Source organism: Micromonospora sp. LOL_015 (assembly GCF_048060275.1).
In the GTDB taxonomy this organism is placed as follows: domain Bacteria; phylum Actinomycetota; class Actinomycetes; order Mycobacteriales; family Micromonosporaceae; genus Micromonospora_E.
The window spans coordinates 84,602-98,722 of record NZ_JBHMIO010000006.1; the positions used below are offsets into that span (position 1 = coordinate 84,602).

General features: G+C 71.5%; 11 protein-coding genes and 1 pseudogene. All 12 read right to left on the minus strand.

What is annotated here, in order from left to right; all coding sequences use genetic code 11:
* Nucleotides 1–23: 23 nt before the first annotated feature.
* The 12 genes and pseudogenes from ACFHWU_RS08365 to infB all read right to left on the minus strand — a co-directional run bounded on the left by ACFHWU_RS08365 (nucleotide 24) and on the right by infB (nucleotide 14,043).
* Nucleotides 24–1,391, minus strand: a complete 1,368-nt coding sequence (locus ACFHWU_RS08365) for a M16 family metallopeptidase (protein ID WP_416590226.1) — start codon at nucleotides 1,389–1,391, stop codon at nucleotides 24–26.
* An 11-nt stretch (nucleotides 1,392–1,402) separates the two neighbouring features.
* Complete coding sequence (locus ACFHWU_RS08370; protein WP_416552906.1) at nucleotides 1,403–3,748, minus strand: polyribonucleotide nucleotidyltransferase; 2,346 nt, start codon at nucleotides 3,746–3,748, stop codon at nucleotides 1,403–1,405.
* Between the two features lie 240 nt (nucleotides 3,749–3,988).
* Nucleotides 3,989–4,258, minus strand: coding sequence for a 30S ribosomal protein S15 (gene rpsO / locus ACFHWU_RS08375; RefSeq protein ID WP_123600601.1), 270 nt, complete (start codon nucleotides 4,256–4,258; stop codon nucleotides 3,989–3,991).
* Between the two features lie 228 nt (nucleotides 4,259–4,486).
* On the minus strand, nucleotides 4,487–5,449 hold the full coding sequence (locus ACFHWU_RS08380; RefSeq protein ID WP_416552909.1) for a bifunctional riboflavin kinase/FAD synthetase: 963 nt from the start codon (nucleotides 5,447–5,449) through the stop codon (nucleotides 4,487–4,489).
* A 62-nt stretch (nucleotides 5,450–5,511) separates the two neighbouring features.
* A complete protein-coding gene (gene truB, locus ACFHWU_RS08385; protein ID WP_416553154.1) occupies nucleotides 5,512–6,354 on the minus strand; it encodes a tRNA pseudouridine(55) synthase TruB in 843 nt (280 codons plus the stop codon).
* A 110-nt stretch (nucleotides 6,355–6,464) separates the two neighbouring features.
* Nucleotides 6,465–7,847: pseudogene (locus ACFHWU_RS08390) on the minus strand (MATE family efflux transporter).
* 420 nt (nucleotides 7,848–8,267) lie between these two features.
* Nucleotides 8,268–8,486, minus strand: coding sequence for a DUF6186 family protein (locus tag ACFHWU_RS08395; RefSeq protein ID WP_416552913.1), 219 nt, complete (start codon nucleotides 8,484–8,486; stop codon nucleotides 8,268–8,270).
* On the minus strand, nucleotides 8,483–8,890 hold the full coding sequence (locus ACFHWU_RS08400; protein WP_416552915.1) for a hypothetical protein: 408 nt from the start codon (nucleotides 8,888–8,890) through the stop codon (nucleotides 8,483–8,485). Before ACFHWU_RS08400 ends, ACFHWU_RS08395 begins: the two co-directional genes overlap by 4 nt.
* A gap of 120 nt (nucleotides 8,891–9,010) precedes the next feature.
* Nucleotides 9,011–10,045: a DHH family phosphoesterase gene (locus tag ACFHWU_RS08405; protein ID WP_416552917.1), complete on the minus strand. Its 1,035-nt coding sequence runs from the start codon at nucleotides 10,043–10,045 to the stop codon at nucleotides 9,011–9,013.
* Nucleotides 10,042–10,575 (minus strand): 30S ribosome-binding factor RbfA, encoded by a 534-nt coding sequence (rbfA, locus tag ACFHWU_RS08410; protein ID WP_416552919.1) that lies wholly within the window; start codon nucleotides 10,573–10,575, stop codon nucleotides 10,042–10,044. The genes ACFHWU_RS08405 and rbfA overlap by 4 nt, the downstream gene beginning before the upstream one ends.
* Nucleotides 10,576–10,675: 100 nt before the next feature.
* Nucleotides 10,676–10,969, minus strand: coding sequence for a DUF503 domain-containing protein (locus tag ACFHWU_RS08415; RefSeq protein ID WP_416552921.1), 294 nt, complete (start codon nucleotides 10,967–10,969; stop codon nucleotides 10,676–10,678).
* 128 nt (nucleotides 10,970–11,097) lie between these two features.
* On the minus strand, nucleotides 11,098–14,043 hold the full coding sequence (infB, locus tag ACFHWU_RS08420; protein ID WP_416568139.1) for a translation initiation factor IF-2: 2,946 nt from the start codon (nucleotides 14,041–14,043) through the stop codon (nucleotides 11,098–11,100).
* Between the last annotated feature and the right edge of the window lie 78 nt (nucleotides 14,044–14,121).

The window sequence follows — 14,121 nt, forward strand, 5'->3', positions numbered from 1 at the left end:
GGGGAGAGCGGTCCGGCCAGCGCCTACCCCACCGGCGGAGACTGCGCGCCGGCCAACATCGTGGACTCCACCGGGCCGATCACCGCCAGGGACATCGGCCGGGTGAGCAGCTCGGCGGCGACCGCGCCGACCTGTTCGGCGGTCACCGCCGCCACCTGACCCAGCAGCTGGTCCACGGTCAACTGCTCGCCGTAGAGCAGCTCCCCCTTGGCCAGCCGACCCATCCGCGACCCGGTATCCTCCAGGCCCAGCACATACCCGCCCCGGCTCATGCCCTTGCCCCGGGCCAGCTCGTCAGAGCTCAGCCCGTGCTCCACGACCGCCGCCAGCTCCGCCCGGACCAGCTCCAGCACCTCGTCGACCCGGCTCGGCGCACAACCGGCGTAGACGGCGAACGTCCCGCCGTCGGCGTACTGGCTGGCGTACGAGTAGACCGAGTAGGCGAGCCCTCGGCGTTCCCGCACCTCCTGAAACAGCCGGCTGGACATGCCACCGCCGAGGACGTTGTTCAACACCCCGAGCGCGAACCGGCGGTCGTCGCCGCGACTGATACCCGGGCCGCCGAGCACCAGATGTGCCTGCTCGGTCTCCTTGCGGCGCAGTGTCACCTGGGGCCGACGGGCGCGGACCGCAGGGGTGGCCGGGCGCAGCGGCGCCGGCGCACCGGGCCGTTCGGCGTCCAACGGGCTGCCCCGCAGCGCGGCCCGTACCTGGCGGACCACCGCCCGGTGGTCGAGGTTGCCGGCGGCGGCGATCACCATCGCGCCGGGCGTGTAGCGCCGCCGGTAGAAGTCGTGGATCTGCCGGCGGGTCAGCTTCGAGATCGTCGCCTCGGTGCCGGAGATCAGCCGGCCGAGCGGATGCGAACCGAAGACGGCCTCGGCGAGCAGGTCGTGGACCTCGTCGTCGGGCTCGTCGTCGTGCATGGCGATCTCCTCGAGGATCACGCCACGCTCGGTCTCCACATCGGCCGGATCGATCACCGAGTTGGCCACCAGGTCACAGACGACATCGACGGCCAGCGGCAGATCGTCGTCGAGCACCCGCGCGTAGTAGCAGGTGTACTCCTTGGTGGTAAAGGCGTTGGTCTCGCCACCGACGGCCTCGATCTGCGCGGAGATATCCCACGCGGTACGCCGCTTCGTCCCCTTGAACAGCAGGTGTTCCAGGAAGTGCGAGGCACCGGATCGGGCCGGGGTCTCGTCGCGCGAGCCGACCCCGACCCACACGCCGAAGGAGACGCTGCGCATCGCCGGAATCGCCTCGGTGATCACCCGCAGCCCGTTGGGCAGCACGGTACGGCGTACCGTGCCGCCCAACGGGTCGGCGGTGAGTGTCCGGGTCACCGGCCGGGACGGACCCCGGCCGGTGACCGGTTCGGTCCTGGCCATCTCGGCCGGCGTCAGCTGTGCCGGTTACGTCGGCGGCGCTCGCCGCCCTCGCCACCGTCACCCCGGCTGGGGCCCCGATCGCCGCGGTCCCGGTCACCACGGTCGCGCGGCCCACGGTCGCCACGGTCACGGCCACCGGGACGCTCGCCGCCGTCGGACGCAACCGGGGCCTCGGCGCCCTCCGGACGAACCTTGTCCAGGTAGATCTTGCCGCGGGCGTCGATGTCGGCGATCTGCACCTCGACCTTGTCGCCGACGTTGAGGTGGTCCTCGACCCGCTCGACCCGCTTGCCGTCGCCCACCTTGGAGATGTGCAGCAGGCCGTCGCGGCCGGGCAGCAGCGAGATGAACGCGCCGAACGCAGCGGTCTTGACGACCGTGCCGAGGAACTTGTCGCCGACCTTCGGCAGCGTCGGGTTGGCGATCGCGTTGATCCGCTCGACTGCGGCTTCGGCAGCCGGCCCGTTGGTGGCGCCGACGTAGATGGTGCCGTCGTCCTCGATCGAGATGTCCGCGCCGGTCTCGTCCTGGATCGCGTTGATGGTCTGGCCCTTCGGACCGATCACCATACCGATCTTGTCGACCGGAATCTTCACCGTGGTCACCCGGGGGGCGTGCTCGCTCATCGCAGCCGGGCCCTCGATCGCTTGGCGCATGACCTCAAGGATGGTCATCCGGGCCTCGCGGGCCTGCTGCAGGGCGCCGGCGAGTACGTCCGACGGGATGCCGTCGAGCTTGGTGTCCAACTGCAGCGCGGTGACGAATTCGGGGGTGCCGGCCACCTTGAAGTCCATGTCACCGAACGCATCCTCGGCGCCGAGGATGTCGGTCAGCGTGACGTACCGGGTCTGCCCGTCGACCTCGTCGGAGATCAGGCCCATCGCGATCCCGGCCACCGGAGCCTTCAGCGGCACCCCGGCCGACAGCAGCGACAGCGTGGAGGCGCAGACCGAGCCCATGCTCGTCGAACCGTTGGAGCCGAGCGCCTCGGACACCTGGCGGATCGCATACGGGAACTCCTCGCGGGTCGGCAGCACCGGCACCAGGGCCCGCTCGGCGAGCGCGCCGTGGCCGATCTCCCGCCGCTTCGGCGAACCGACCCGGCCGGTCTCGCCGGTGGAGTACGGCGGGAAGTTGTAGTTGTGCATGTAGCGCTTGGACTTCTCCGGGGAGAGGGTGTCCAGCGTCTGCTCCAGCCGGAGCATGTTGAGTGTGCTGACCCCGAGGATCTGCGTCTCGCCGCGCTCGAACAGCGCCGAGCCGTGCACCCGGGGCAGCACCCCGACCTCGGCGGTGAGCGGGCGAATGTCCCGCGGGCCACGGCCGTCGATGCGTACCTGCTCGCGCAGCACCCGGGACCGGACCTCGGACTTGGTCAACGACCGGAAGGCCGCACCGACTTCCTTCTCCCGGCCCTCGAACTGCTCGCCGAGCTCGCCGGCAACCTTTTCCTTGACCCGGTCCAGCGCGTCCTCACGCTCCGCCTTGGAGGCGATCTTCAACGCCTCGGCGACCTCGTCGCGGCCGGCGGCCACGACCGCGTCGTAGACGTCGTCACCGTAGTCGAGGAAGACCGGGAAGTCGGCGATCGGCTTCGCCGCCACCTCGGCCAGCTCGCTCTGCGCCCGGCACAGCTCACGAATGGTCGGCTTGGCCGCCTCCAGCCCACTGGCCACCACGTCCTCGGTGGGGGCGGTGGCGCCACCGGCGATCAGCCCGACCGCGTGTGGAGTGGCCTCGGCCTCGACCATCATGATCGCCACGTCGCCGTCCGGCAGGGCCCGGCCGGCGACCACCATGTCGAAGGTGGCCCGGGACAGCTCGTCCAGGGTCGGGAAGGCCACCCACGCGCCATCGACGTGGGCGACGCGGGTCGCCCCGATCGGGCCGGAGAACGGCAGGCCGGACAGCTTGGTGGACATCGACGCCGCGTTGATCGCGATCACGTCGTACGGGTGGGCCGGGTCCAGCGCCAGCACGGTGGCCACCACCTGGACCTCGTTGCGCAGGCCCTTTGCGAAGGTCGGGCGCAGCGGCCGGTCGGTCAGCCGGCAGGTGAGGATCGCCTCCTCGCTGGGCCGGCCCTCGCGGCGGAAGAACGATCCGGGGATCCGCCCGGCGGCGTACATCCGCTCCTCGACGTCGACGGTGAGCGGGAAGAAGTCGAGGTGCTCACGCGGCTGCTTGCTGGCGGTGGTCGCGGAGAGCACCACGGTGTCGCCCAGCTGGGCGATCACCGAGCCGGCGGCCTGGCGGGCCAACCGCCCGGCGGAGAAGGTGACCTCGCGGGTGCCGAAGGCTCCGTTGTCGATCACGGCGGTGCTGCGTTGGGTGCCGAGATTGTGCTGCTCGGTCATGGTGATGTCGCGCTCCTTTACGCGTCGTGGGGTCACGACCTCGGGGAGCTGCTCAACCGGCCGGTCATCGATCGAAGCGCCCGGGGGAGCCGGCGTGGTGGCCGGCTGGCCCGGGGGCCACTACCGAGGACCGGTACGTTGACCGGCTCCCTTCGACGGGTGGGGTCGTGGTGCCCGGTGTGTCGAATGGTGGTGGTGCGGCGCGGCGGGGTCGCGGACGACCGCCGCCGCGCCGCTACGTCACCGCCGCAGGCCGAGCCGCTCGATGAGCGACCGGTAGCGGTTGATGTCCTTCTTCTGCAGGTAGTTGAGCAGCCGGCGGCGCCGGCCGACCAGCAGCAGCAGACCACGACGGCTGTGATGGTCCTGCTTGTGCACCTTGAGGTGCCCGGTGAGGTCGGCGATCCGCTTGGTGAGCACCGCGACCTGGACCTCGGGCGAACCGGTGTCCGCGTCGGCGGTGGCGTACTCTTCGCGGATCTTGCGCTTGGCTTCCTGATCGAGCGCCATGGTCTCCCTGAATCTGTGTGGGGTCGTCCCTCGTCTCGGCACCCGCGGCGTCGTGCAGGCAGACGAGACGAATCGTCGGTGGTCCGACGCTGCCTTCAGGCTACCAGCCAGTCGGCACGGGGGCCGGCAAGGCCACGGTGCGTCGTATCGCCACTGCCCACCGGGGTCGCCGACGCCGAGTCACGCCCCGCTCGTCGGCCGGGACACAGCCCCGCTCGTCGGCTCGGGTCAGGCGCCGAGCACCGTACGGACCTGGGCGACGTCCTCGTTCATCTGGGCGACCAACGGACCGACCCCGTCGAACCGGCGGGTCTCCCGCAGCCGGGCGACGAAATCGATTGCCACCTGCTCGCCGTAGATGTCCCGGTCGAAGTCGAGGACGTACGCCTCCACCCGGCGGTCGCGGCCGGCGAAGGTGGGGTTGGTGCCGATGGAGGCGGCAGCCGGCAGTCCGGGGCCTCCTCCGCTGAGCCCGTCCGGACGGACCGGGCCGTCCGAGCGCACCAGCCGGGCCGCGTAGATGCCGTCCGCCGGCACCGCCGCGTATCGCGGGGTGAGCAGGTTCGCGGTGGGGAAGCCGATCTCCCGGCCGCGACGGTCGCCGCGGACCACCACCCCTTCGAGGCGGTGCGGCCGGCCGAGTGCGGCGGCGGCGGCGGTCACGTCCCCGGCGTCGATACAGGCTCGGATGTACGTCGACGAGAAGACAGTGCCACTGTCGGTGATCAGGCTGGCGTCCTCCACGGCGAACCCGAACCGGCGGCCGAGCCGCGCCAGCAGCGCGACGTCGCCGGTGGCCCGGTGCCCGAACCGGAAGTTCTCCCCCACCACCACCACGGCGGCGTGCAGGTGCTCGACCAGCAGGTCGTGAACGAACTGCTCGGCGGTCAGCCGGGAGAACTCGACGGTGAACGGCAGCACGCAGAGCACGTCCACGCCGAGCGATTCGATCAGCTCGGCCTTGCGGGCCGGCCCGGTGAGTACCGCCGGATGGCTACCGGGCCGCACCACCTCCGCCGGATGCGGGTCGAAGGTCACCACCACGGACTGGATACCGAGGTCACGGGCCCGCTTGACGGCGTACCCGATGGTTGCCTGATGTCCGCGGTGGATGCCGTCGAACACCCCGATGGTGACCACCGCGCGGCCCCAGCCGCCACCGGCCGCCTCCACTCCCCGCCACCGCTGCATGATGCCTCCCGCCTGTGCCGCCAAGGTTTGCCCAACCGGGTGACCGGCCGGGTTCGATGCTGTCACGCCGGCGCGAGCACGATCTCCGCGCGGGCCCGGCCGTCGCGTTCCGACACCACCGCGAGCAGTTCGCCGTCCGGGGCGTAGACCGCGTACGGCCCGGGCCGGCCGACCGGCGTTATCGGGCCACCGTGGCCGAGCACCCGGGCCTCCTCCGCGCCGACCTCTCGGCTGGTGAGGAGCCGACCGGCGGCGGCCGCCAGGGGCAACTGCACCACCTCCGGTGCCCGCTGCTCAAGCTCGGCCAGGGTGGCGGCTTCGGCCGCCGTGAACCCGCCGACCGCGGTCCGGCGCAGCGCGGTGAGGTGCCCACCGACGCCCAGCGCGGCTCCCAGGTCCCGGGCGATGGCCCGGATGTACGTGCCGGACGAGCAGGCCACCTCGACGTCGACGTCGACGCTGCCGTCGGTCGGCGGGTGGACGGCGACCGCGTCGAGGCGGGAGATGGTCACCCGGCGGGCGGCCAGCTCGACCTGCTCACCGGAGCGGACCCGCCGGTACGCCCGCTGCCCGTTGATTTTGATTGCGCTCACGGCGCTGGGCACCTGGTCGATCTCCCCGGTCAGCGCGGCCAGGCCGGCCCGGATCCGCTCCTCGGTGACACCGTCCACCGGCGACCGGTCGGTGACCTCCCCCTCGGCGTCGTCGGTCACCGTCGACACGCCGAGCCGGATGGTGGCCGTGTAGGTCTTGCCGACGCCGATCACGTAGGTGAGCAGCCGGGTGGCCCGGTTCACCGCAACCACCAGCACGCCGGTCGCCATCGGATCCAGGGTGCCGCCGTGGCCCACCCGCCGGGTGCCGGCCAGCCGCCGGATCCGGGCGACGACGTCGTGCGAGGTCATCCCGGCCGGCTTGTCGACCACGATCAGTCCGTGCGTACTCACGACTGCCAAGCCTGCCAGATCCCGATGCGCCGTGGCGATCAGGTCCGGCCCGCTGACGGACGCGGCGATCAGGTCCGGCCGGCCGGCACGCCGAGCACCGTCCACCGCGGCGACTTCAGCCGGTGGACCAGCCCGACCAGCCGGACCAGCATGAACACCGCCAGCCCGGCCCAGATACCGGCCAGACCGAGGTCGAGCAGGTAGCCGGCCCAGATGACCGGCAGGAATCCGCCGAGCGCGCCACCGATCGTGAGGTCACGCAGGTAACGCAGATCACCCGCCCCGATGAAGACCCCGTCGAGAGCGAAGACCACCCCGGCTACCGGCTGCAGCGCCACGAACCACGGCCAGATGACCATCGCCTGGTCGTGCACCCCGGGGTCGGGGCTGAACCAGCCGGGAATCACCGGGGCACCGATGGCGAACAGCACCGCGAACCCGACGCCGGCAACGGCACCGAACAGCACCAGCCGGCGGGCGAGCAGCCGGGCGCCCGCCGCGTCTCCGGCGCCCAGCGCCGCGCCGACCAGCGACTGCCCGGCGATCGCCAGCGCGTCCATCGCCAGTGCGGTGAAGAACCACAACTGGATGGCGATCTGGTGGGCACCGACCTGGATGGTGCCGTACCGGGCCGCGACCGCGGTGGCGGACAGGAAGCTCACCTGGAACGCGGCGCCTCGGATCAGCAGGTCACGTCCGACAGTGAGGTGGGTCAGCAAGAGGCGCGGCCGGGGACGCAGCGGTGCCCCGGCCGTCACCAGCGCCCGGACGAAGAGCAGACCCCCCAGGGTCTGCGCGAAGACGTTGGCCACCGCCGATCCGGTCAGCCCCAGACCCAGCGGGTATACCAGCACCGGGCAGAGCGCAGCGGAGACGATATTGGCCGTCAGCACGTACCGCACCGGACGGCGGGTTTCCTGCACCCCGCGCATCCAGCCGTTGCCAGCGGCGGCCAGCAGCAGACCCGGCGCGCCCCAGGCAGCGATCCGCAGCCACTGCTCGGCGGCGTCGGCGACCGGGCTGTGCTACCCGGCGAGCCCAGCGGTGATCGGACCGGCCAGGATCTGCAGCGCCACGGCGAGCAGCAGTCCGGCGAAAGCCCCGAGCCAGGACGCCTGGACTCCCTCGGCCAGGGCGGCGGTCCGGTCGCCGGCGCCGTAACGGCGGGCGGCGCGGCCGGTGGTGCCGTACGCCGCGACGGTGCCGAGCCAGGCGGCGACCGACATCACGGTGCCGCCCACCGCGACGGCGGCGAGGGCCACCGGCCCGAGACGGCCGACGACGGCGGTGTCGACGAGGACGTAGATCGGCTCGGCCGCCAGCACGACAAAGGCGGGCAGTGCCAGGCGCACGATCCGTCGGGTGGACGCCGACTGTGGTTCGGACCCCGGGCCTGGTTCGGACCCCAGGCCTGACGGTGGAGATGGGGGCGCCGTGCGGGAGGTGGCCATCGAGGTACAGCCTGACAGCCGATTGGTAAGGAGTGCTATTGCCTGGGTCACTTACCTAGGCGAATCACCGCACGCCGAGGCGACGGCACCGGCCCAGGCCGCGCGGTTTCGTGCGGCGGCGCGGCCGGCGGCGACCCCACAGACGTTACTGGCGGGTATCCATTGACATCTGCAATGCCCGCCGGGCCTGCTCGCGCGCTTCGTCGGCGGATTCGGGCTTGGGCTTGCTGGGCATGACGCCACGACCTTCCCACAGGTTGACACCGGATGCCGACGACGACACTTCCGGGATCACCGGGGCCGTGACCAGGCAGACGAGCGGCGGGCAGGTGTGGCCCGCACCACACCCAAGTTATCGTTCAGGTCCACATCCTGCGCACTGTTCCCAGAATGCGAGAGGATCATATTTGGCCACGTCGATCACCGCGCGAAGAAGTGCCACCCGACCCACCACCAGAAACCAAAGACCCCGATCCGACCAACCGGCACCCTGCCCACCTCGTACTGCATCACGTACGCGCAGACGTCACCGAACGTCGGAATCCGCGAGCCCGGCCGCCGGGCGAGCAGCTCCAGCACCCCGAACAGCGCCAGCGCGACGACGAAACCGCCGATCACCGACGCCCGAACGGCGCTCATCGCCGCACCAGCACCCAGAACGCGGCCAGCCAGCCGAAGTACGCCGCCGACCGGGCCACCTGACCGTCCAGCACCGGATCGGCCAGCTTGGAAAAGGTCGGGAAGTCGTCGGTCGAGCCCATCGCGAACGTGGCACCCTCGACGACGGTGAAAATCGCGACCGGCACGATCCACCACACCGCACCGTCACCGAGTCGACGCGGGGTCGGCCGCCGTGGCGCCCGGTGCGACAGACCGAACCAGATCAGCGCCCCGCCGGTGCCGATGGCGTACAGGTTCGCCGCCGTCGAGAACGACGGCAACTGCCCGCCCACCAGCGACAGCACGGCAATGACCGGGATCGAGACGACCGGTCGGTCCCAGGCCCGCGGCACCTCCGCAGTGAGCTCAGACGACTGCTCCATCACTCGATTGTCCCTGGTCGGTGACGACGAGTGAAGTGTCTATGCGGGCGGTCGAGGCTCGGTTGGCGAGATCCGGCACCCGTGGACATCGGCCCGCGCCCGGGTCAGCGTCGAGGTCACTCAGCCAAGCTGGGCGCGGATGGCGGCGATGACCTCGTCGGCGCTGCCGACGCCGGTGAAGCCGGCGGCGAGCCGATGCCCACCACCGCCGAGCGCCACCGCCACCGCACTCACGTCGACTCCGCCCTTGCTGCGCATCGAGACCGCCCAGCCGGTCTCGCTCACCTGCTTGAGCACGCAGCTCACGTCCGCCTCGACCGTGCACCGGACCGAATCGATCAACGCCTCAAGCACGTACGGCGGCTGGTCGTAACGTTGCAGATCGGCCAGGGTCGCATGGGTCCAGACAAGACCCTGGCCGCCGGCTGCCGCCAGCTCCAGGACGCTACGTTGCAGCACCGCACCGAAGAGCTGGACCGCCCCGAAGGGTCGGCTGTCGAAGACCCGCCGGGAGACCTCGGCCGGGCTGACGCCGGTGGCCAGCAACCGGGCGGCGAACTGGTGCACCGCCGGGGTGGTCATGTCGAACCGGAACGAACCGGTGTCGGTGATCAGCGCGATGTAGAGACACTCGGCGATTTCCCGGTCCAGCGGTACGCCGAGCTGGCCGAGCAACTGGTCGACCACCACCGAGGTGGCCGCCGCGGTCGGGTCCACGAGATGGATACCGCCGAACCGGGTGTTGGAGGCATGATGGTCGACCACGATCGCCGTCCGGGCCGTCATCCGATCGGCGAGGGTGTCCAGCCGGGACGCGCTCGCGACGTCGAAGCAGAGCGCCAGGTCCGGATCGGCCCACGCCTTGTCCGGCTGGACCAGCAGGTGGGAGCCAGGCATTCCGCGCAGGGACGGCGGCAGCTCCTGATCGCCGGGAAACGTGGCCTGCACCGCGCAGCCGCCGAGCCGGGTCAGGCCCAGCCCGAAGCCGAGCATGCTGCCGAGCGCGTCACCGTCGGGATTGACGTGGCACAGCAGCAGGACCCTCCCGCCGGGCGGGACCGCACGGACTGCGGCGACCGCGGCCGCCCACTCGTCCCCGGTCGGCCCGGCCGCCTGGCCGGCGGCCGGGCCGACCGGGGACGGAACGCTGATCATCGAGGTCGCCCGTCCGAATGGGGCTGGCCGGACCCGGCTGCCTCGGCGGTCGCCGCGCCCTTCGGGGCCCCCTCCACCGGGTCCTCGTCGTCCGCTGCGTCCTCGTCGTCGTCCGACTCGGCCCGGTACGGCTGGGCGTCACCGGCGTACTCCGCGTTCGCTGCCAGCCGCTGCACCTCGGCGTCGGCGCTGCGGGCAGCGGCGAGTAGATCGTCGATGCGCTTGGCGTGCTCCTGCACGTCGTCGAGGACGAAGGTGAGCGTCGGTGAGTGGCGCAGCCCGAGCGCCTTGCCGACCGTGCTGCGCAGCAGCCCGTTCGCGCTGTCCAACGCTGCCTTGGTGCCGGCCTGGGCGGCGGCGTCACCGAGGACCGTGTAGAAGACCGTTGCGTCGCGCAGATCAGCGGTGATCCGCGCGTCGGTGATGGTGATCATGCCGAGTCTGGGGTCCTTGATCTGGGTACGCACCACCGAAGCCACCAGCTCGCGCACGCGCTCCGCGTGCCTGCGCACCCGCGCCGGGTCCGTCATCTCTACCTCCGCGGTGTCCGGTCAACGTGTCGACCCTACCTGTGCGCCGTACGCCGGACCGGTCGGTGCGCCCGCATGCCGGACCGGTCGGTGTCGTAGATCAGTCGTCGGCACCGTAGAGCCGACGCCGGACGGAGAGCAGCTCGATCTCAGGCCGACCGGCCACCGTCCGTTCGCAGTTGTCCAGCACTTCACGTACGTGCGCCGCGTCGGCCGCTACCACGGCCACCGCGATCTCCGCCCGACCATGCCGGTCGAGCGCGCCGACCTCGGCGGCGGAGACCTCGAAGCGGCGCAGCGCGGCGACGAGCGGGCGCACGTAGGAGCGTTTCGCCTTCAGCGACTGGGAGTCGCCCGGCAGGAGCATGTCGAAGGTCGCGGTTCCGGTGAACATCGTTCCGAAGGATACGCCGTGCCGGGCGGCCCAGGCCGGCACTGGACGCCGACAGGCGGCCCCGAGCCGGTGAGGTACACCGGTCGTGGGCCGCCTGTCGGCGTGCTGCGAGCCTTACGCTACGCGGATCAGGTACGGGCCTTCTCCCGCATCTCGAAGGTCTCGATGATGTCGCCCACCTGGATGTTGTTGTAGTTCCCCAGGGTCAGACCGCATTCGAAGCCCTCCCGGACCTCAGTCGCGTCGTCCTTGAAGCGCTTGAGCGAGCTGATGGTGACGTTGTCCGCCACCACCGCGCCGTCGCGCAGCAACCGGGCCTTGGCGTTGCGTCGGATGATGCCCGACCGGACCATACAGCCGGCGATGTTGCCGATCTTGGACGAACGGAACACGTCGCGGATCTCCGCGCTGCCCAGCTCGACCTCCTCGAACTCCGGCTTGAGCAGGCCCTTGAGCGCCGCATCGATTTCCTCGATGGCCTGGTAGATGACGGTGTAGTACCGGATCTCCACGCCTTCGCGGTCGGCGATTTCCCGGACCTTGTTGGAGGCCCGGACGTTGAAGCCGATGATCGTTGCCGCTTCGGCGGACGCGCTCGCGAGCATCACGTTGCTCTCGGTGATCGCACCCACACCCCGGTCCAGGATCCGCAGCTGGACCTCGTCCGGGATGTCGAGCTTGAACAGCGCGTCCTCCAACGCCTCGACCGAGCCGGAGACATCGCCCTTGAGGATCAGGTTGAGCGAGGTCTTCTCACCCTCCTTGATCTGCTCCATGAGCGTCTCCAGAGTGGCCCGGCCGCGCGAGTTGGCAAAGCTCGCCGCCCGCCGTCGGGCCTGCCGCTGCTCGGCGATCTGCCGCACCGTCCGATCGTCCTGCGCGGCGAGGAAGGTGTCGCCGGCGCTGGGCACTGCGGTGAGGCCGAGCACCAGCACCGGTCGGGCCGGGCCCGCCTCGGCGAGCTGCTTGCCGTTCTCGTCGAGCATGGCCCGGACCCGGCCGTGCGCGCCGCCCGCCACGATCGAGTCGCCGGTACGCAGAGTGCCCTTCTGCACCAGTACGGTCGCCACCGCGCCCCGGCCCTTGTCCAGGTGCGCCTCGATCGCGATGCCCTGCGCCGGGCCGTCGACCGGAGCGGTGAGCTCGAGCGCCGCGTCGGCGGTCAGCAGCACCGCCTCCAGCAGCTGATCGATGCCGGTGCCAGGCTTGGCCGCCACGTTGACGAACATGGTCTCGCCGCCGTACTCCTCGGCGACCAGACCGTACTCGGTCAACTGCTGGCGAACCTTGTCCGGGTTGGCCTCCGGCTTGTCGATCTTGTTGACCGCGACCACGATCGGCACGTCGGCCGCCTTGGCGTGATTCAGCGCCTCGATGGTTTGCGGCATCACTCCGTCGTCGGCCGCGACCACCAGCACCACGATGTCCGTGACCTGCGCACCACGGGCACGCATGGCGGTGAACGCCTCGTGACCCGGGGTGTCGATGAAGGTCAACGCGCGGTCCACCCCGTCGTGCGGCACGTGCACCTGGTAGGCACCAATGTGCTGGGTGATGCCGCCGGCCTCGCCCTCGACCAGGTTGGTCTGCCGGATCGCGTCGAGCAGCTTGGTCTTACCGTGGTCGACGTGGCCCATCACGGTCACCACCGGCGGGCGAGTGACCAGCCGGTCGGAGTCCACCTCGGCGTCGAGGTCGATGTTGAACTGCGCGAGCAGTTCGCGGTCCTCATCCTCCGGGCTGACGATCTGTACGTTGAACCCGAGGTGCTCACCCAGCAACTGCAACGTCTCGTCCGAGCAGGACTGGGTGGCGGTGACCATCTCACCCAGGTTGAACATCTCCTGGACCAGCGACCCCGGATTGGCGTTGATCTTGTCAGCGAAGTCCGACAGCGACGCCCCACGCGACAGCCGTACCGCCTGGCCCTGGCCACGCGGCGCGCCGGAGCTCATCGTCGGCGCGGAGAGGTTGTCGAATTCCTGTCTGCGCTGCTTCTTGGACTTGCGGCCCCTGGTCGGGCGCCCACCCGGCCGGCCGAAGGCACCCGCGGTGCCGCCGCCACGACCACGGCCGCCACCACCGGGCCGACCGCCGCCACCGGCAGGGGCACCACCACGGAAGCCGCCGCCACCGGGACCGCCGCGGTAACCGCCGCCACCGCCGCCGCCACGGTAACCGCCGCCACCGCCGCCGCCAGGGCCGCCACGGTAACCGCCGCCACCGCCGCCGCGACCGCCGCCACCGGGACCACCGGGGCGACCGGCGCCGCCGGGACCACCCGGGCGACCCGGGCGTTGCGACGGCATCGAGGCCGGGCTCGGCCGCGGTGGCATCGACGCCGGACTCGGCCGCGGTGGCATCGACGCCGGGTTGGGCCGCTGCCCGCCACCGGCGGCGGGTCGTTGCCCGCCACCCTGGCTGATGCCGAACGGATTGTTGCCGCCCCGCGCCGGCGGGCGGGCACCCGGCCGACCGGGTGCCCCAGGCGACGGCGCACCGGGCGTCGCCGGCCGTCCACCGGCCGAGCGACCGGCTGCCGGGCTACCCGGACGCGGCGGCACCGACCCCGGCCCAGGCTTGGGTCGGGGACCGCCGTCCGCCGGGGGCTCCCGCCGGCCGGTGTCCCGCTGCTTCGCCGCCTGCTGGGCGGCCTTGACGTTGGCCTCCTGCTCGGCCTTGAGCGCTGCCGCCCGCGCTTCGGCGGCGGCCACCTCGATGTCGTGCGCACTCGCTGGCTTGGCCACCGGGGCCGCCGACGGCGGCGGACCGGGCACCGGGCCCTTGGGGCGCATCGACGAGGGCGCCGCCGGCCGGCGCGGTGGCGCCGGCTTGGCGGAGACTCTCGGCTCGGTGCTGTTCGTCGGCGACGCGGCCGGTCGGGCCGGTGCCGTCGGTGACGACGACTGGGACGCCGCCGCGAACGCACCACGGAGGCGCCGGGCGACGGGTGCTTCCACCGTGCTCGACGCGGATTTCACGAACTCGCCCATCTCCTTGAGCTTGGCGAGAACGGTCTTGCTTTCGACCCCGAGCTCTTTGGCGAGCTCGTGTACGCGGGCCTTGCCTGCCACTGCACTCCTCACTCCGAGGTCGTGCGGGCAGCACCCGCAGCGACCTCACTCGTGCACTAGAAGCCTGCTCATTGCTGG